Origin of the sequence: Pseudomonas sp. D8002, assembly GCF_013385695.1 — a bacterium.
In the GTDB taxonomy this organism is placed as follows: domain Bacteria; phylum Pseudomonadota; class Gammaproteobacteria; order Pseudomonadales; family Pseudomonadaceae; genus Aquipseudomonas.
In genome coordinates, this window is sequence record NZ_JACAPM010000073.1 from 1 (window position 1) to 19,153 (window position 19,153).

Annotated in this window: 17 protein-coding genes; 7 read left to right on the forward strand and 10 right to left on the reverse strand. The window is 61.8% G+C overall.

The window, feature by feature from the left end:
* Window positions 1-1,905 precede the first annotated feature (1,905 nt).
* The gene (locus HX807_RS32095) at window positions 1,906-2,541 is read left to right on the forward strand and encodes a methyl-accepting chemotaxis protein (protein ID WP_371132487.1); all 636 of its coding nucleotides are present in this window, start codon (window positions 1,906-1,908) and stop codon (window positions 2,539-2,541) included.
* On the opposite strand, the gene HX807_RS31145 is transcribed toward HX807_RS32095, so the two are convergent.
* The 10 genes from HX807_RS31145 to HX807_RS31190 form a co-directional block, all read right to left on the reverse strand.
* The gene (locus HX807_RS31145) at window positions 2,522-3,790 is read right to left on the reverse strand and encodes an EAL domain-containing response regulator (RefSeq protein WP_003209700.1); all 1,269 of its coding nucleotides are present in this window, start codon (window positions 3,788-3,790) and stop codon (window positions 2,522-2,524) included. The genes HX807_RS32095 and HX807_RS31145 overlap by 20 nt on opposite strands.
* Before the next feature lie 9 nt (window positions 3,791-3,799).
* Window positions 3,800-4,183, reverse strand: coding sequence for a response regulator (locus tag HX807_RS31150; protein WP_177052156.1), 384 nt, complete (start codon window positions 4,181-4,183; stop codon window positions 3,800-3,802).
* Window positions 4,168-5,523, reverse strand: coding sequence for a HAMP domain-containing sensor histidine kinase (locus HX807_RS31155; protein ID WP_177052158.1), 1,356 nt, complete (start codon window positions 5,521-5,523; stop codon window positions 4,168-4,170). Before HX807_RS31155 ends, HX807_RS31150 begins: the two co-directional genes overlap by 16 nt.
* A gap of 224 nt (window positions 5,524-5,747) precedes the next feature.
* Window positions 5,748-7,121, reverse strand: coding sequence for an ATP-binding protein (locus tag HX807_RS31160; RefSeq protein WP_177052160.1), 1,374 nt, complete (start codon window positions 7,119-7,121; stop codon window positions 5,748-5,750).
* The gene (locus HX807_RS31165) at window positions 7,118-7,780 is read right to left on the reverse strand and encodes a response regulator (protein WP_177052162.1); all 663 of its coding nucleotides are present in this window, start codon (window positions 7,778-7,780) and stop codon (window positions 7,118-7,120) included. Before HX807_RS31165 ends, HX807_RS31160 begins: the two co-directional genes overlap by 4 nt.
* Before the next feature lie 11 nt (window positions 7,781-7,791).
* Entirely contained in the window at window positions 7,792-8,436 is a 645-nt protein-coding gene (locus HX807_RS31170; RefSeq protein ID WP_177052164.1) for a tetratricopeptide repeat protein, read from the reverse strand.
* The gene (locus HX807_RS31175; protein ID WP_017479760.1) at window positions 8,433-9,242 is read right to left on the reverse strand and encodes an SDR family oxidoreductase; all 810 of its coding nucleotides are present in this window, start codon (window positions 9,240-9,242) and stop codon (window positions 8,433-8,435) included. Before HX807_RS31175 ends, HX807_RS31170 begins: the two co-directional genes overlap by 4 nt.
* Complete coding sequence (locus HX807_RS31180) at window positions 9,229-9,903, reverse strand: TenA family transcriptional regulator (RefSeq protein ID WP_177052166.1); 675 nt, start codon at window positions 9,901-9,903, stop codon at window positions 9,229-9,231. The genes HX807_RS31175 and HX807_RS31180 overlap by 14 nt, the downstream gene beginning before the upstream one ends.
* On the reverse strand, window positions 9,900-11,378 hold the full coding sequence (locus HX807_RS31185) for an AMP-binding protein (protein ID WP_177052168.1): 1,479 nt from the start codon (window positions 11,376-11,378) through the stop codon (window positions 9,900-9,902). The genes HX807_RS31180 and HX807_RS31185 overlap by 4 nt, the downstream gene beginning before the upstream one ends.
* Complete coding sequence (locus HX807_RS31190; protein ID WP_177052170.1) at window positions 11,368-12,045, reverse strand: thermostable hemolysin; 678 nt, start codon at window positions 12,043-12,045, stop codon at window positions 11,368-11,370. The genes HX807_RS31185 and HX807_RS31190 overlap by 11 nt, the downstream gene beginning before the upstream one ends.
* A 194-nt stretch (window positions 12,046-12,239) precedes the next feature.
* Between HX807_RS31190 and HX807_RS31195 the strand changes: the two genes are divergently transcribed.
* From HX807_RS31195 to xylB, 6 genes are all read left to right on the forward strand, one after another.
* Window positions 12,240-12,791, forward strand: coding sequence for a cytochrome b (locus HX807_RS31195; protein WP_177052172.1), 552 nt, complete (start codon window positions 12,240-12,242; stop codon window positions 12,789-12,791).
* A gap of 302 nt (window positions 12,792-13,093) precedes the next feature.
* Window positions 13,094-14,638 (forward strand): sugar ABC transporter ATP-binding protein, encoded by a 1,545-nt coding sequence (locus HX807_RS31200; RefSeq protein WP_177052174.1) that lies wholly within the window; start codon window positions 13,094-13,096, stop codon window positions 14,636-14,638.
* A gap of 25 nt (window positions 14,639-14,663) precedes the next feature.
* Complete coding sequence (locus tag HX807_RS31205; protein ID WP_003209708.1) at window positions 14,664-15,632, forward strand: hypothetical protein; 969 nt, start codon at window positions 14,664-14,666, stop codon at window positions 15,630-15,632.
* A gap of 33 nt (window positions 15,633-15,665) precedes the next feature.
* A complete protein-coding gene (locus tag HX807_RS31210; protein WP_177023386.1) occupies window positions 15,666-16,607 on the forward strand; it encodes an ABC transporter substrate-binding protein in 942 nt (313 codons plus the stop codon).
* Between the two features lie 21 nt (window positions 16,608-16,628).
* Window positions 16,629-17,621 carry a LacI family DNA-binding transcriptional regulator gene (locus tag HX807_RS31215; RefSeq protein WP_177052177.1) on the forward strand — a complete coding sequence of 331 codons (993 nt, stop codon included), beginning with the start codon at window positions 16,629-16,631 and terminating at the stop codon, window positions 17,619-17,621.
* Between the two features lies 1 nt (window position 17,622).
* The gene (gene xylB / locus HX807_RS31220; protein ID WP_177052175.1) at window positions 17,623-19,098 is read left to right on the forward strand and encodes a xylulokinase; all 1,476 of its coding nucleotides are present in this window, start codon (window positions 17,623-17,625) and stop codon (window positions 19,096-19,098) included.
* The last annotated feature ends 55 nt before the right edge of the window (window positions 19,099-19,153 follow it).

Consider the following 19,153-nt stretch of genomic DNA (forward strand, 5'->3'; position numbering starts at 1 on the left):
GCTATTGGGTTGGTGTGTATATGCGTTATTTGAGTGATGGCTTGTATTGGTTCCGCTCTTACAGCGGCTCACGTTTGAACGCTTTTGCAAAGTGACTCGCTGTAAGAGCGAAACCATAAGCCGCCGTTACCCAAATAACGGATATGCCCCCAAAATTCCGCCGATATTCGATCTCGAAAACCACGGTCCCCTGGGACATCCCACCCGACAAGCGATCTCACTGCCACCCGCTGGTGCATGCTCTTGATTGCATGCAGCTTTTTGTAGCGAGGAAGCTCGCTCCCGTTGGCCCGCATGACAGGCCAGGCAGCCTAATCAATAGCAAGCTAGCTAATTGGCGCATTAATTGCCTTGAAATATGGCAATTAGACATCACTCCCGGAGTCCGCCATGAGCAGCCTGTCGAGCAGCACGATGCAGTTATCTTCCGCCGAGAAAAGCTGGCTGCCCTGGTGGGGCAAGACCGGCAAGTTCGCCATGGGCTGGTCCTGCCGCCTCAACCGCGCGGTGTACCCGGTGATGGAGCAAACCTTCGAGGCCATTGCCGAAACCCGGGTCAAACTCCTGCAAACCTGGACCCGCGAACAGTGGGAACACCTCAACGAACTGGCCGCGACACTGGCCCGCGATTCCGTGCTCACCGACAACAGCCTGCTGCTGGAAAAACTGCACCAGGCCGGGGATTTCTCCGAGCTGTTTATCGTCGACCCAAAGGGCGAACTACTGGCGAGTACCTGGAGCCAGGCCAGTCACCGCGCGCTCAATCAACAAGCCCTGGCCGCCGGGCTCAAGGCGCCATTCCTCCACGGTCCCTACAGCGACCCGCTGACCTTGCAGATCGGCCCTTCGTCCTCGCGCTTCCATGACGAAGTGACCCTGATGTTCTACCAACCATTGACCCGCGAGGGCAGGGTGGTCGGCTGCCTCTGCGGTCGGGTGCCCAACGACATACTCGGGGATTTGATCCAGCGCGAGGCCGGGCATATCTTCCCCGAGTCCGGCGATAACTACCTGTTCATGGTGCAATCGCGCTTCGACCCGGCGCTGCAGCCGGGCATTGCACTATCCCGCTCACGCTTCGAGGACGGCGCCTTCACCCACGGTGAAAATCTCAAGAGCGGCGTGCACACACCCTGGAAAACCGTACAGATCCAGCGCCATACCGAACTGGAATTGCGGTTTATCGACCCCGCCACCCAACAACTGCACCCCGGCGTGCGGGAAACCATCCGCAAGGGCTCGAATCTGTTTGTCACCTATCCCGGCTATTCCGACTACCGTCACATCCCGGTGGTGGGCAAGGGCGTGACCTTCGAACTGCCGGGCTCGCCGGATCGCTGGGGCATGATGTGCGAGGCCGACCTGGAAGAGGTCTACCGCCGGCGCTCCCTGAGCCACGGTTTGATGAAGCCCTATCTGGCGACCATGGCCGGCCTGTTTGCCTGCAACTTCCTGGTCCGTCACTACAGTGGTTTGCCCGCCGCCTGGACCGATGCGTGCGAGGTGCTGAGCATGGTCGTCGCGGCCTTGCTGTTCAGCCGCCTGGGCCCCAGGCGCCTGGCCGCACGCCTGAATGAAATGACCGAGGTCATCCGCACCATTGCCGAAGGCGAGGGCAACCTGCGCCAACGCCTGGACAGCGGGCGCATGGTCAACGACGAAACCGGCGACATGAGCCGCTGGATCAACAGCTTCATCGACCGCCTGGATTCGGTGGTCGGCCAGGTGGTCAAGGCCAGCCACAGCGTTGGCAACACCAACCAATTGATGCTCGGCCGCAGCGAGGCGGCCGGGTTGATGTCCCATGAAGTGGCCGACGCCACCCACCGCATGATGATCATCGTTGAAGAGCAACTGGGAGAAATCCAGCAAGCCTCGGTGAGCGCCGAGCAAATGAAGCAGGCCATGGACGAGGTGGTCAGCCGGGCCCGCGAGCAATTCCTCGCGGTACAGGTCGGCACCCAGTCGATTCGCGATGTGGTGCAGCGCTCCTCGGAAAGCGTGCAACTGCTGGACAGCCGCATGGCACAGATCAGCAACATCACCGGGTTGATCAGCGACATCACCAACCAGACCAACCTGCTGGCCCTGAATGCGGCCATCGAGGCGGCGCGGGCGGGCGAGCATGGCCGCGGTTTTGCGGTGGTGGCCGACGAAGTCCGCACCCTGGCGTCACGCACTTCCAAGGCAGCTGAAGACATTCGCCAGATGGTCGAGGGCCTGCAAGGCGAAACCCGCAAGGCCGTAGGCTTCATGGAAAACGGCGTGACCAACGTCGACAGCAGCCTGCGCCTGGCCGAGGACGCCTCCTCGGAGAACGTGCACCTGCACCAGGCGGTGGAGAGCATGTTCAGCATCATCCAGCAGCTCAACGCCCGCAGCCTCGACTATGGCAAGACCATCAAGCAGGTCAGCCACTCTTCGGAGCAAATGCGCCTGACCGTAGGGGTGTTGCAGACCAGCGCGGAAACCGTGCGGGTCAATGCCAACAAGTTGCAGAAGCTGGTGGGGTTGTTCGAAGTCAGTGAGGCTGCGGCCTGACCAGGCTGCGCTTATCCAGCAGCAGGCGCTCCAACTCCTTCATCGGCAAAGGCCGGCTGAACAGATACCCCTGGATCTGATCGCAGCCGGCTTCCCGCAGAAACTCCAGCTGCGCCTGGGTTTCCACGCCTTCGGCCACCACTCGCAGCTTCAGGCTGTGGGCCAGTTCGATGATGGTGCGGGTGATGGCCGCGTCCTGCGGGTTGCTGGTGACTTCGCGGATAAACGCGATATCGATTTTCAGCGTATCAATCGGGAACCGCCGCAGGTAGGCCAGGCTGGAATAGCCGGTGCCGAAGTCGTCGATGGAGATCTTCACCCCCATCGCCCGCAGGCGCTGCAAGCTGGCGATGGTGTGCTGGGTGTTCTCCATCAGCGAGCCTTCGGTCAATTCAACTTCCAGCCAATGCGCTTCCACGCCGGCCTGGGCGAGGGACTGGGCGATATCGGCAATCAGGTCACCCTCGATCAATTGATGCCCCGAAACGTTGACCGATACCTCCACCGCGCCCACCGTGCCGGATTGCCACGCTGCGATCTGGCGGCACACGTTGTCGATCACCCAACGCCCGAGCGTGACGATCAAGCCCTGGCTTTCCAGGATCGGTATGAAGACCGCTGGAGACACCGCACCGTAACCGGGCCGGTCCCAGCGCAGCAGGGCCTCGAGGGCGCACACCTGACCGTTGGCCAGTTCGACCTTGGGTTGGTAATGCAGCACGAATTCTTCGCGCTCGACCGCCAGGCGCAGGGCTTTTTCCAGGTCCAGGCGCGCCAGATCATGCACATTCAACCGCGAGGACTCATTTTGGTGGTGTTGAAGTTGCTGCTCCAACAACTGGCTATGGTTTTTCAACCGATCGCCGTGGGCCTTGAGCCGCAGCAGGTTGCGTACCCGTAGCCACAACTCGACCCGCTCCACCGGCTTGCTGATGAACTCCTCGGCACCGGTTTCCAGGCCGCTGAGCCGCGCGCTGGACTCACTCAATGCCGAAAGCATAATGATCGGAATGTTCGCCGTGGCCTGGTTGCCCTTGAGCTGGTTGGCCACTTCATAGCCGTCCATGCCCGGCATCATGATGTCCAGCAGGATCAAGTCCGGCGGCCGCTGCGCCACCAACTGCAAGGCTTCTTCACCACTGGCGGCGCTCACGGTCTGGTAACCCTCGTGGCGCAGCAGGGTTTCCAGCAGCTTGCGCACCTGGATTTCATCATCAACGATCAACAGCGTTGCGGGTTGGCTGGCCATGGAGAGGACTCAAGTCGAGGGAGTAATGTTCTTTTGCAGCAGCGTGTCGATCACCTGGTACAGCTCTTTGTAGCGCAGGGGCTTGATGATGTAGGCATCGCAGCCGGCCCGCAGGGTCTTGTCACGGTCTTCCTTCATGGCCATGGCCGTCAGGGCGATCACCGGGATGTGCGCGGTATGAGGGTCCTGCTTGAGCAGTGACGTGGCTGCCAGGCCGTCCATGCCCGGCAACTGGATGTCCATCAGGATCAATGCCGGTTGTTTTTCCCGGGCCAGGGTCAGCCCGGTCTCGGCATCGGCGGCCCACAACACGCTGTGGCCGGCGTTCACCAGCAGCACGCGGGCGAGGCGCATATTGGCCTCGTTGTCTTCGACGATCAGGATTTCGGCCATGGGGCCTCCGCATCTGCGGCACGGTGCAGCGGCAGCCACACCACAAACCGCGCGCCTTCGCCTTCGCGGCTGGCCACGGCGACACTGCCGCCGTGCAGGTCGGTGAGTTGCTTGACCATCGCCAGGCCCAGGCCCGTGCCTTCGAATTTGCGCGCCAGGCTGCTGTCGATCTGGCTGAAGGCCTTGAACAGCTTGCTCATGTCGTGCCGGGCGATACCGATGCCGGTGTCGCTGACGCTGAATTCCAGGAACTGTTGCTGCTCGCTGGGTTGCAGGGCAAAACCGTAGGTGGGCCAGTCGCCGGGAACCTGCCCGACTTGTGCACGACTCACCTCGCGCACCGACAGGGTCACGGAGCCGCCGTGCTCGCTGAACTTCACCGCATTGGCCAGCAGGTTGTAGATGATCTGCTTGGTCTTGCGCAGGTCGAGTTCCAGGGTGCCGAAGTCGTCCTGGCATTCAAGTTTCAACTGGATGCGTTGCAGCGCGGCCTTTTCCCGCACGATCAGCAGGCTGTTGGCCAACAACCCCGCCAGCTCCACGGCTTCCAGTTCCAGGTCCATCATCCCGGCCTCGACCTTGGACAGGTCGAGGATGTCGTTGATCAGCGACAGCAAGTGCTGGCCGCTGGTGAAGATATCGCCGATGTATTCGCGCTGGATATCGCTCATGTCGCCCACCAGGCCGTCCTTGAGCGCCTCGGAAAAACCGATCACCGCATTCAGCGGCGTGCGCAGCTCGTGGGACATGGTGGCAAGGAACTCGGACTTCATGTGGCTGGCGTGTTCCAGCTCCAGGTTCTTCTCTTCCAGGGCGCGCTCAAAGCCTTTGCGTTGCGCCTCTTCCTGCTTGCGTGCGGTGTTGTCGGTGCCGATCAGCAGATAGCCGATGATCGCGTCGTTGCGGTTGCGCAGGGCGGTGACCGAGACCATCGCCGACAGGCGACTGTTGTCCTTGCGGATATAGGTCAGCTCGTAGATGTCCTCGATGCCCCGGGAGGCCTTGAACACCAGGGCTTCGAAGCCGGGCGTGATCGGTGTGTCCAGTTCCAGGCTGAGGGCGGCGGCGCGGGTGATCAGCTCGGCGGGGTCGGAAATGTCGGCCGGTGTGACGCGGTTCAGCACATCGGCGGCGGCGTAGCCAAGCATGCGTTCGGCGCCGACGTTGAAAATCTGGATTACGCCTTTTTCGTCGGTGGCGATGCTGGAGAAGTAGGCGCTGTTGAAGATCGCGTCTTGCAGCGCGCCGGTCTTGAGCAGGGCTTTCTGGCGTTTGAATTCGACGATTTTCTCGGCCCGGGATTGCGGCTCGATGGGGCTGTCGGTTGAAGAGTTGTCCATCGTGAAGTGTTCCGTGAACCTGGGGCCAGACGCTGCGAAAACGCAGCGCCGCAGAGCATGCTCACAGAAGATCGCGCAGGCGCGATGAGGAGGAGATGATGTCTTTGGACGATAGCAGATTAGCAACGGTTTACACCGCTATAACAAGGTCAAAAGCATGCACTCTCAACAACAAATCACTCAAATGGAGTGATTTTTCTCAAAGGCAGGTATGCGATCTTCAATTAATCCGGGTCGCGACGGATTTCCAGGGTGGCCCTGAGCCCGCCCGTGGCGCGATTTTCCAGGTGAACCTGGCCGCCCAGGCTCTGGGCGATGGTTTGCACGATCGTCAGCCCCAGGCCAGCGCCATGGGCGTTGCCTCGGCTGTAAAACCGCTCGAACAGCCGCTCATGCTCGGCTTCGTCAATACCGGGCCCCTCATCCTCCACCGTCAGTTGGAAATAGCCGGGCGTTTTGTTCAGGCCCACCGTGATCACCCCATGTTCCGGGGAAAAGTTGGCCGCGTTGGTCACCAGATTGTTCAAGGCAATGTGGATGGATGCCGCATCAACGTTGGCGCGGCAGTCGTCAGCGTCGATCTCGAAGGCCAGCTCAAGGCCTTTGCTGAGCAGCCAGGGGGTCAGTTGAATCAGGCCGTCACGCACGGTTGTCGCCAGGTCCACCGGCTGAACCGGTGGCCATGCAGAGGTTGGCTCCAGCCGAGCCATGGTCAGCAGTTGGTTGACCAGCCGGCTGGCGCGGTCCACGCCCTCGATCAAGAACGTGAGGGACTCGCGGCGCTCATGTTCTGTGCCGGCTTCCAGCAGGTTTTGTGCATGCACCCGCAGCACCGCCAGCGGTGTACGCAGTTCATGGGCGGCGTCGGCAATAAAACGTCGCTCACGCCCCAGGACTTCCTGGATCTGCGCCAGCATGCGATTGAGTGCGGCCTGCATTGGCTCCAGTTCCATGGGCAGGGGACTCAGTTGCATCGGTTCCAATGACCCGGAGTGCCGGGCGCGCAAGGTAGCGGCCATGTTGACCAGCGGTTTGAGCCCCCAGCCGATGGCCAGCCAGACCATGCCGGCCAGGATCAGGCTGCCCAGGATATTGGGCCACAGTGTATGGCGCACAATGCGGTCGACCAGGTCGGAGCGCACATCGTCCCGCTCACCGACCCAGATCCGCAGGCCATTGTCCTTGTCTTTCAGCACGAAGCCGCGCCAATCACGTCCGGTCAAGTCGGTGACATTGCCGAAACCCGGTTGCGCAGGCGGCTTGGCGAAGGCGGGCGCACTGCTGGTGAACACCAGAAGCTCGCCTTGAGGGCTCCAGACCTGAAAGGCAATCTTGCTTTCATACGGGTGGCCATTGACCTTGGGCACCGCTTCTCCCAAAGCCTTATTGAAGGCGCGATACAGGTCTGCCTGGTCTCTGCTGGCCAGCGGCATGCTCATGACACCCTGCAGCAACCGCGCATTCTGGGCCAGTTGGGCATCATAAACCTCAGCGATTTCGTGATTGCTGTCGTGCAGGTTGAAAATGCTGATCACCAACAATCCAGCGAGCAGCAGGCCAATGATCAGTGTCAGGGTGCGCCGCCGGATTGAGGTCATCGCCGTTCCTCGACCAGGTAGCCTATCCCGCGAATGGTCCGGATCAAGTCGCTGGAAAACTTCTTGCGCAGGTGATGAATGTGCACTTCCAGGGTGTTGCTCTCGGCTTCTTCGTTCCAGCCATAAAGCAGTTGCATCAGTTGGTCACGGGTCATGACCCGCCCCGGTGGGGAGAGCAGTTCGTGCAGTAACTGATACTCCTTGGGCGTCAGCAGTACCGGTGCGCCGTTATAGCTGACTTGTTGGGTGCCCGGGTCAAGGGCGATGCCCGCGTGCTCGATCAGCGCCCGCGCCCGCCCGGCACTGCGGCGCAGCAATGCGCGCAGACGGGCCTTGAGCTCGGCCAGATCAAAGGGCTTGATCAGGTAATCGTCGGCACCGGCATCCAGCCCGGCGATACGGTCTTCGGTGGCATCTCGGGCCGTGAGAATCAGCACAGGCACCTGGGAGCCGCTGTCGCGCAAGCGGCGCAACACCTCCAACCCGTCCATGCGCGGCAGGCCCAGGTCGAGCACCACGGCATCAAAGGTTTCGCTGAGCAACGCATGCAAGGCGCTGCTGCCGTCCTGCAACCAATCAACGGTGTACCCCTCGCGCGCCAGGGCCTGGTGGATACCTTCGCCCAGGGCCACGTCATCTTCGATCAGTAATAAGCGCACAGAGACTCCTGTCAGGTCAGTTTTTTGTTGACGTCCACCAACAAGCTTTCGATCTCCTGGCGGCGCCCGGCATCGGCGGTTTCGCGGCCAGGGCGGGGGGCGGCCTGCAAGGCTTGCTGCAAGGCGACCTTGGCGTCGGCATAGCGTTTTTGCCGGTACAGATGGTCCCCCCAGAAATACAGACTATCAATGCCGGTCGGGTTCAGTTGCAAGGCCTGCTTGAGCAGTTTCTCGGCTTTGTCGGCATCACCAAAGCCGATGGGCCAGCCGGGGACGCGATCATACAGCGCAGCCAGGCTCGTATAGGCCGAACCTTGCAAGGCGCCAGGGTCCAGCGCCAATGCCTTTTCGAAGTCGGCTTTTGCCTCCTTGACTTTGCTCAACGCGCCCAGCCCGCCCTGGGCACCGGCCCAACTGCTGGTCACGATGCCGGACCAGATCCAGGCTTCGGCGACCCGAGGCCGCGCCTGGGTAAAGCCCGTGGCCTGGGCGGCCAGCTCTTCAAAGGCATGGGTGCGTTGTTCGGCGGGCAGGTTGTATTGAATGTGCGCCCAGCGCAGTTGGATGTCGCTCAGACGTTGCTGGTCGGCATTGTCCAGGGCCCAGGAACCCTGGCTCAGGCCCATCAGCAGCAAGACCGCGAAGATTTTTTTCATGGCGTAAGGTCCTTGTGGTCAGGCTTGTGGCTCAAGCGGCGTATCAGTGGCAAATGCTTGCGCAGCCCTCGGTCTACCAAGTGCGGCAGCAGGCCGTTGAGGCGTACGAAGAAGCGCTCTGGCCAACCCAGGTAAAGGTCGCGCCGATCGGTGGCGATGGCCTGGATCACCGCCGATGCGACGGTTTGCGGGTCGTCGACATTGGCCTTGAGCGCGTCGTTCAAAGCCTGCGCCGCCGGGCTGTTCATGCGGGTGCTGGTGGCCCGGGGAGCTACGTACAAGACACTCACCCGGGTGTCGGCCAGTTCCCGGCGCAAGGCTTCGGAAAATCCCCGCAGGGCAAACTTGCTGGCGCAATAGCTGGCATAACCTGGATAACCGATGGAGCCGTAGGTGGAACCCACATTCACCACCATGGCGCTCTCGGCTTGCTTGAGCACCGGCAGCAGGATTTTCGTCAGGCTGATGGGCGCACCAATGTTCAGTGCCAGCATGGCGCTGATTTCACTGTCGTCCAGTTGTTCGAGCATCGCGAAGTGATTGATACCGGCCGCATTGATCAGCAGGTTGATGCCGCCGATGGCTTCGGCCGCCGCCAGGACTTTGCGCCGGTCGCTGACGAAGGTCAGGTCGGCGCCTACCCAGCACAGGTGTTGCGGGTAGCGCTCGATCAACGCGTCCAGCGGCTCGCGGTGCCGGGCCACGGCCAGCACTCTGGCGCCGGCGGCACACAGCGCGGTGGCAATCGCCAGGCCAATGCCGCCGCTGGCACCCGTCAACACCACCCGCGCGTCAGATAGGCGCATGGGTATTCTCCGCACTGCGTGGCAAACCCCGGAACATCGCGGTGTACAGGGTGTACACCACTTTTGAGGCGTGAATCACGGCCGCTTGGTCATCAGCATCCTCAAGGCTATTCATCAACCGGCGGTAGGTCTCCATATGGCCGATGTCCAGTGAACCATGGGAGCTGAGGTAGCTGAACGCCGTTTCGGGCAGCCCCAGGCGCTCACGGATATTGCCGGCGGCATGGGTGGCCAGTGCGATGCTGGTGCCTTCCAGCACATTGACCATGCCAAACAGGCCCACCGGATTGCCCCGGGCAATCCGGTCATAGAGAAAACCCACCATGAGCTCGATGGGCAACGAAGGCTGTCCATCGCGTACGGCGTCTTTGTCGCCGCCGCAGGCAGCAATGTCGTTGAGCACCCACTGCTCATGGCCGTATTCGTCCTCGATGTATTCGCACACGGCCTTGCGCAGCCATTCCAGGCGTGAAGGCAGGCGTGCGCCACATGCCATCATCAAGGGCACTGTGTGGCGAACGTGGTAATAGGCCTGTGCCAGGAACGCGCGGTAACTGTCCAGGCTGACAGTGCCTTCCAGCGCGTCTCGAATGATCGGCAGGCTGAACAGTTCCTGGCGTTCCTTCTGGGTGGCTTCTTGCAGGGTGTCGAAGAAATTCATGACGGTGTTTCCTCAGGGAACAGGGTTTCCAGGCGGGATTGATAATGCGCGACGATGGCGTCACGGCGTGGCCTGCCATTGGCGGTCAGCAATCCGTTGGCGGCTGTAAAGGGTTGAGGCAGGCGCGTCCAGTAATGCACCTGGGCGTAATCGGGCAGGGCAGCGTTGGCCTGGGCCACGGCGGTCGCCAGTTGTTGGTCGGTGCAGTCCGGGCGACGGGGCCACAGCAGCGCATGGTTATGCGGCAGTGCCTCGCCATAGACAAAGGCCTGGGCGATTTCACCGCCCTGGGTCATCTCCGCCTCGACCCATTCCGGGTTGACGTTGCGACCAAAGCTGGTGACGAATTGGTGCTTCTTGCGGCCCTTGAGGAACAGAAAACCGTCAGCATCGAAGACCCCAAGGTCGCCGCTGGGCCACCACGCATCCAGCGCCTCGTCGTGGCCCAGATAACCGAGCAAGGTGGAGCCCTTGATCAGTACCTCGCCGTCATCGTCCAGGCGAATCTCCACATGGGGCAATGGCCGGCCAACACTGCCGGGGCGATGGGCCCCAGGCCGGTTGAGGCAAACCACCGAGGCGCATTCCGACAGTCCATACCCCTCATAGACCGGCATCCCGACCTGCTGCGCGCGCGCCAGCAATGCTTCGGATACCCGGGCACCGCCCACTGCCGCAAAGCGCAGGAGCCGAGGGTTGAACACGTGTTGCTCGGCGGCACTGACCAACACCTGCAACAACTGCGGCACCAGGATCAGGCTGTGTGGCGCACGCTCCGCCAGGCTGCCCAACAGTTGCGGCGCATTTACGCCACTGGCGCCCTGCATACCGAGGCTGCCCTGACTCGGCAGGCTCAAGGTTGCCCCTGCGTACAGCGCGGCGTAGCAGCCCAGGTTTTCCAACAGAATCGCCAGCGGCAACAGCGCCATATGATGGCGAGGGGCTGCCGGTCGGCTGGCGTGCTCCAGCTCCCGCGCCACCCGCAGCAGGCTATCGGCGCTCAGGCATACGCCCTTGGGCGTTCCGGTGGTGCCCGAGGTGAAGGTGAGCTTGGCAGTACCTTCTGGCATTGAGTTCGCACCATTGAAGGCGCGATGCCAGAACTCGCCGTTGTTCCGATAGCCAAGGGCGTGCAGTTCAGGCGCCAGGTGCGGCTCGCAGATCACCCGTTCGGCCTGGCTTTGCTCCAGGCAATGAGCGCGCTGGGCCGGGCTGAAAAACGGCGGCAGGGTGACACAGGTCAACCCCTCGAACAGCACCGCCAAGTCCCAGAGCATCGCGTCTACCCCGTTGTCCAGCGCCACGGCGACTACCTTGGCGCCCTCATCACGCAGGCGTTGTTGTCGATACGCCACCTCGGCACACAGGGTGGGGTAATCCAGTTTCAGGTGATCGCCCCACAGGGCGATGCTGCCGTCGTGGCGCTCGGCATGGCTGCGCAGGGCTTCCTGGAAACGCCGGGTTTCAGGCGACATGGCTGGCTTCCTCGATAGACATTGGCAACCCCAGGCGCGTGAACAGGCCCATGTTGCGTAAATGAATGAACCCGGCGCGGATATTCCCGACATGCACCCAAGGCTGGCTTTCGTAATAACTGCCCCAGTGATGCTGGTCGTCGCCAAGGCGCTGCGGGTCGGCCGCACACAGGGTGACGGGCTTCAATCCCAGGCGGTGAAAGCTGTTGACCAGTCCGGTATTGCCGGTAAATGCCACCCACTCCAGGCCACCCATGGCCAGTAAGTAGGTAATAGCGATGATGCTCAGCCGCGCACTGCCGGTGTCGCTGGCAGCCAGGTTGCCGACTTCAGCGATGGCTCCACGGTCCACCGTTTGCTCGGCGGCAGCGCTGATCAGCGGGTCTATCGGGTGATCCAGGTAGCGCTCCAGAAACAGCGCCTCGGCGCTGGCCAACCGCACGCCGGCCACCGCGCACAGCTCGCCGCCAGCCTTGCTGACGCCAAACAGTTGCGGCATGAAATGCCGGATATCAGCGCCATGGGCAATTCGAAAACGCTGCTGGATGAAGGCTTCGAAAGAAGGGCGTTGCGCGTCGTGCACCAAGGCACGATCCAGTGACATGTGTGGGGTGTCGGCTTGGCCGAACCTCAGTGGCAAGGGAATGTTCCAGTCGATATCGGGCATTGGCAATTCGCCTCCCTCGTTGAGTTGGGAGGAGTATCCGGGGCGATTCTTAACGAAGTCTGAAGGTGCTGAAAATGATCGATTTGCCCATCTTCAGATTGCCTTAAGACGCGAAGGGCAGGGTGGCGCTGTCTGTTCACGGCGGGATGAATGAATCGTCCGCCGGCCACTCCCTTGCACGAGGCTCCTCACCCATGACCCAAAACTCAACCACCCAGCGCTACACAACACTGTCGATGACCCTGCACTGGCTGATGCTTGCGCTGTTTGTCGGCGTCTATGCCTGTATCGAAATCAAAGGCCTGCTACCCCGAGGGAGCGCGCTGAGAAGCCTGCTCCTGGGCGGGCATGCGCTATTCGGCGTGGGGATTTTTGTGCTGGTGTGGCTGCGCTTGCTCGGCCGACTGGCTCCGCGCCCGGCGATCCTGCCACGCCCACCGACCTGGCAAACGGCGCTGTCGCAGCTGATGCACCTGGCGCTGTACGGGTTGATGATCGTCACGCCGCTGCTGGCGTGGTTGATGCTCAACGCACAGGACAAACCGCTGCCGTATTTTGCGATTCCTTTGCCGTCGCTGGTAAACCCGGACCCGGACCTCGCACGGCAATTCAAACACTGGCACGAATGGCTGGGCAGTGCCGGTTACTGGCTGATCGGACTGCACGCGGCGGCAGGGCTGTTTCACCATTACTGGGTCCGGGATAACACCTTGGTACGCATGTTGCCCAAGCGCTTCGAACCTTGAAGAAGTGATCGGAATGCCAGGTTGGTCCGCCCTGGCATTCATCCATGGTTTCAACACTCAATCATCACAATCGACGGAACATGAGTTGATGAAACGTTTAACCAACCCTAAAAAACGCTACGCAAGCGCTTGCTTAAAGTTTTTTATCTGATTAGAGTCATTTTCAATCAGGTCACCAGCTGAAGCATTTTCGGCGTTGACCCAGGTAAAAAAATAAAAAAGCCGGGGTTGCACATGCACACTTTGTCTTGCCAGTCAGTCCGCATCGCCGTGGGCGTCACATCATCGGTGAGGCCTCAGCCATGAGCCTCGTACCGCAGCCATTGCCCCTCCTCGAAATGCACGGCATCAGCAAGACCTTCAACGGTCTGCGGGTGCTCAAGAACGTCAGCCTGAAGGTCTACCCCGGTGAAATCCACGCCTTGATGGGTGAGAACGGCGCCGGCAAATCGACCTTGATGAAGATCCTCTCCGGTGCCTACCAGGCCGATGATGGCGGCACCATCCGCATTGATGGCCAGCCCGTCGCCAGCTACAACCCAGCCTCCGCCAAAGCCCTCGGCATTGCCGTGATCTACCAGGAACTGAGCCTGTGTCCGAACCTCACGGTGGCCGAGAACATCTACCTGGGCCGTGAACTGCGCCGTGGCTGGACCATCGACCGCAAGGGCATGGAAGCCGGGGTGGCTGAAGTGCTGGCAAGGCTTGGCGCGGAGTTCCTGCCCACCACCCGCGTCGCCAGCCTGTCCATCGCCGAGCGCCAACTGGTAGAAATCGCCCGGGCGCTGCATGCCCACGCGAAAATCCTGGTGATGGACGAGCCCACCACGCCGCTGTCCTCTCGCGAGACCGACCGCCTGTTTGCGCTGATCAAACAGCTGCGCAGCCAAGGCCTGGCGATCATCTACATCAGCCACCGCATGGCGGAAATCTACGAACTGTCGGATCGGGTCTCGGTGCTGCGGGACGGCGAGTACGTCGGCGAACTGGCGCGGGACGTGCTGTCGGCCGAGGTGCTGGTGAAGATGATGGTGGGCCGCGACCTCTCCGGTTTCTACAAGAAGGAACATGCCGCCTACGACCCCGGCCAGGTGGTGATGCGCGTGCGTGACATGGCCGACGGCAAGCGCGTGCGAAACTGCAGCTTCGACCTGCACGCCGGTGAAGTACTGGGCATCGCCGGCCTGGTGGGCGCCGGGCGTACCGAACTGGCACGGCTGATCTTTGCCGCCGACCCACGCACCTCCGGCACCCTGGAGGTGGTCGGCAAAACCGTGACCCAACTGCGCAACCCGGCGGATGCGATTCGCGCCGGTGTCGTCTACCTCACCGAGGACCGCAAGGCCCAGGGTCTGTTTCTCGACATGAGCGTGGCCGACAACATCAACGTCTGTGCGTGTGTGCCGGATGCCCATGCCGGTGGCGTGCTCGACCGTGGCCACGCCGCACAACGCTCACGCGATGCGATCAAGTCCCTGTCGATCCGCGTGGCGTCGGGCAAGGTCAACGTCGGCGCGTTGTCCGGTGGCAACCAGCAGAAGGTGCTGCTGGCACGGCTGCTGGAGGTCAAGCCGCATGTGCTGATCCTCGACGAGCCCACCCGTGGCGTGGACATCGGCTCCAAATCCGAGATCTACCGCATCATCAACCAGTTGGCCAAGGCCGGTGTAGGCATCGTGGTGATCTCCAGCGAACTGCCGGAAATCATCGGCACCTGCGACCGCGTGCTGATCATGCGCGAAGGGCAACTGGTGGCCGAAGTGGGCGGGGCATCGGGGCTGGATATTTCCCAGGAGGCGATCATCGACCTCGCCACCGGCAGCGAACAGGTGGCCGCCCATGGCTAATTCAACGACAAGCGGGAGCAACACCATGACTGTGGCAACGATCGGCAAGGCTGAGCGTATTCGCGAACTGATGCGCACGGTGGGCATGTTGCCGGTGCTGGTGCTGTTGCTGGTGGGCTTTGCCCTGGCCAGCGAAAACTTCATGACGGTGCAGAACCTGTCGATCATCACCCAGCAGGCGTCGGTCAACGTGGTGCTGGCGGCGGGGATGACCTTTGTGATCCTCACGGCGGGCATCGACTTGTCGGTGGGAGCGATTCTTGCGGCTTCGGCTGTGGTTGCGTTGCAAGCGTCGATGTCACCGCAGTTCGGCATGTTCGGGATTGCCGCCGGGGTTGGCTTCGGCCTGTTGCTGGGCCTGGTCAACGGCGGCCTGATCGCCTTCATGCGCCTGCCGCCGTTTATCGTCACCCTGGGTGCCCTGACCGCCATGCGCGGGTTGGCGAGGTTGCTGGCCGACGACAAGACCGTGTTCAACCCTGATTTGCCGTTTGCCTTTATTGGCAACGACTCAGTACTGGGCGTGCCTTGGCTGGTGATCATCGCCGTGGCCGTCATCGCATTGTCGTGGTTCATCCTGCGGCGCACGGTGATGGGGGTGCAAATCTACTCCGTGGGCGGCAACCCGGAAGCGGCGCGGCTGTCGGGGATCAAGGTGTGGAAGGTCCTGCTGTTCGTCTATGCCATGTCCGGTGCGTTGGCCGGGTTGGGCGCGGTGATGAGCGCGTCACGCCTGTTCGCCGCCAATGGCCTGCAACTGGGACAATCCTATGAGCTGGATGCGATTGCCGCAGTGATCCTCGGCGGTACCAGTTTTACCGGCGGCGTCGGCACCATCGGCGGCACGCTGATTGGTGCGCTGATCATCGCGGTATTGACCAACGGCCTGGTGCTGCTGGGCGTCTCGGATATCTGGCAGTACATCATCAAGGGCATCGTGATCATTGGCGCGGTGGCGCTGGATCGCTATCGCCAGTCCGGTGCGCGGACCTGATTTCACTCAAACAACAATCACAAGAGAGTCATCATGAACTTCAAACGCATGTTTCCTGTTGTCGCCTCCCTGGGCGTTGCCGTGTTGATGTCCCAGGCGGTGCAAGCCCGTGAACTGAAAGCCATCGGCATCAGCATGGGGTCCCTGGGCAACCCGTATTTCGTGACCTTGGCCGACGGTGCCACGGCGCGGGCCAAGGAGCTGAACCCGGCGGTGAAAGTCACCTCGGTGTCGGCCGACTATGACCTGAGCAAGCAGTTCTCGCAGATCGACAACTTCATCTCGTCCAAGGTCGACCTGATCCTGCTCAACGCCGTCGACCCGTCGGCGATGGCCTCGGCGATCAAGAAAGCCCGTGATGCCGGGATCGTGGTGGTGGCCGTGGACGTCGACGCCAAGGGCGTGAATGCCACGGTGCAGACCGACAACGTCGAGGCTGGCAAGCTCGCCTGCCAGTTCATCGTCGACAAACTGTCGGGCAAGGGCAATGTGATCATTCAGAACGGCCCGCAAGTCACCGCCGTGACCGATCGGGTCAAAGGCTGCAAAGCCGCGCTGGCCAGCGCCCCGGAGATCAAGGTGCTGTCAGATGACCAGGACGGCAAAGGCTCCCGCGAAGGCGGCTTGAACGTGATGCAGGGCTACCTGACACGCTTTCAGAAAATTGACGGCCTGTTCGCAATCAACGACCCGCAAGCCATCGGCAGCGACCTGGCGGCCAAGCAACTGAAACGCAGCGGCATCATCATCACCTCCGTGGACGGCGCGCCGGACATCGAGAATGCCTTGAAGACCGACACCCTGATCCAGGCCTCCGCCAGCCAGGACCCATGGGCCATGGCCCAGACCGCCGTCAATGTCGGCAATGACATTCTCAATGACAAACAACCCGCCGAAGCGGTTACCCTGCTGGCGCCAAAATTGATCACCCGCGATAACGTCGGTTCCTACAGCGGTTGGTCCAGCAAACATTAAAAGAAACCAGGAGTGAGCACCGTGGCAACCATGGAGGATGTGGCAAGAATTGCAGGGGTGTCGACGTCGACGGTTTCCCACGTCTTGAACGGCACCCGCAAGGTCAGCCCGGACACGGTGCAAGCGGTGCAGGACGCGATCCGGCAGGTGGGCTACATCCCCAACACGCTGGCGCGTTCCCTGGCGCGGTCCACCACCAATACGATTGGCGTGGCGATCTCGGCGCTGTCCAACCACTACTTCAGTGAAACGGTGCACGCGATTGAAACCGAGTGCGCCAAGCACGGCTACATGATGTTGTTTGTCGATACCCACGACGATCCCGAACAGGAACTGCGTGTGGTCACGGCGCTGCACCATCGGCGGGTGGACGGCATTCTGCTGGCGCCGTCTACCGGTTCGCTGGCCCTGGAATACCTGCAGGCCAATCAAGTGCCGGCGGTGCTGGTGGACCGGATGATGTGTGATCGTTTCGATCAGGTCGGGGTGGAAAATACCCTGTCTACCCAGGCTTTGGTGGCGCACTTGATCGAGCATGGCCACCGGCGCATCGGCTTTATTTCCGGGCGCGCGGGGCTCGGCACTTCCGATGAGCGCGTGGCCGGCTATCAAGCCGCGTTGCAGGCGGCAGGGTTGGTGTTTGACCCGCAGTTGCTGGTCAACGGTGGTTCCAGCAGCGAGCCGGCACGGCAAGCGACCGCGCAGTTATTGACCCTGGCAACACCGCCCACGGCAATCATGGCGGGCAACAACCTGATGACCCTGGGTGCGATGCACGCCTTGCGTGATGCGAATATCGACGTGCCCGGGCAGATGGCCCTGGTGGGCTTCGATGATTTTGACTGGGCGGATTTCTTTGTGCCACGCCTGACCCTGATCGCACAGCCGGTCCAGGAACTCGGCGCCCGGGCGGTCAACCTGCTGCTTGAGCGCATGGCGTCGCCCAAGCGTAAAACACACAGCGTGCGGCTCGCGCCCACCCTGAAGATTCGTAACTCATGCGGCTGCCCCTGATATGAACAACGCGGTTTCCCTTGGCATTGATCTCGGCACTTCGGAACTCAAGGCGATCCTGATGGACGAGCAAGGCAACGTCCTCGCCCATGCGGGCGCGCGGCTGACAGTCTCGCGCCCGCACACCGGCTGGTCCGAGCAGGCGCCTGAGGAGTGGTGGCAAGCATGCCTGAAGGCCCTGGACCAACTGCGCACTGATCAGCCGGATGCCTACGGCCGTGTCGGCTGCATCGGGTTGTCCGGGCAGATGCACGGGGCGGTATTGCTGGGGCAAGACGACCGGGTGTTGTACCCGGCGATTCTCTGGGATGACTCCCGTGCCATGGCCCAGGCTGAAGCCTTGGGCAGTGAGTTTGCCGACGTCACCGGCAGCTTGCCGATGGCCGGTCTCACGGCGCCCAAGCTGCTGTGGTTGCAGGAGCATGAACCGGCGGTATTCAGCGCCATTGATTGCGTGCTGTCGCCCAAGGATTACCTGCGCCTGCGCTTGAGTGGTGAGCGCGTGAGTGATGTGTCCGATGGTGCGGGGACGCTGTGGCTGGATGTGGCCAACCGTGAATGGTTTGAACCGATGCTGCAGGCCACGGGTTTGCGGTTGGCGCAGATGCCACGGCTGGTAGAAGGTGGCGCGGCCAGTGCTTGTTTGAATGCGGCTGCGGCGGGGCGACTGGGCTTGGCCGAGGGCCTGGTGATTGCCGGCGGTGGCGGGGACAACCCGGTGGCGGCGGTGGGCATAGGGGCGGTGAATGCGGGGGATGCGTTTATCACGTTGGGGACGAGTGCGGCCATCGTGGCGATTACTGATCACTCGGCGGGGAATCCGGCGAGTGCGGTGCATAGTTTTTGTCATGCGTTGCCTAATCGCTGGTACACCATGGGCGCCATGCTGGCCGGGGCCAGTTGCTTGCGGTGGGTGACGCGGTTGACGGGGTCGGTTGATGAGCAGGCGTTGCTGGATCGGGTGCAGGCCGAGTGGCCGATCGGGCAGGGCGTGCCGGTTTCCAATCCGTTGTTTTTGCCGTATTTGGCGGGGGAGCGCACGCCCCATAACGACCCGTTGTTGCGGGGTGGTTTCATGAGCCTGGGGCATGACTGCACGCCGGCCATGCTGGGGTATGCGGTGATGGAGGGCGTCGGGTTCGGGTTGCTGGATGCATTGAATGCAGTGCAGTCGGCCGGGGCCACGGTGGGGGCTTGTGCGTTGGTGGGTGGTGGGGCGCGCAGTGAGTATTGGGCGCAGTTGTTGGCCAATATTCTTGGGCGGGAGATTTATACGTTGCATGGCAGTGAGTTGGGGGCGTGTATTGGTGCAGCGAAGTTGGGGTTCCTGTCGAGCGGCCAGGGTGCGGCGCTGTTGCAGGCGGGGATGCCGGTGAAGCAACGGTTTTTCCCGGACGGCGCTCAACAGGCTGTTTTGCAGGCGCGATATTTGAAGTTTCGGGGGTTGTTGGGGGCGGCTAAGGCTTTGCACGATTAGGGAAGTTTTGGGTGTATATCCGTTATTTGGGTAACGGCTGCTATTGGTTCCGCTC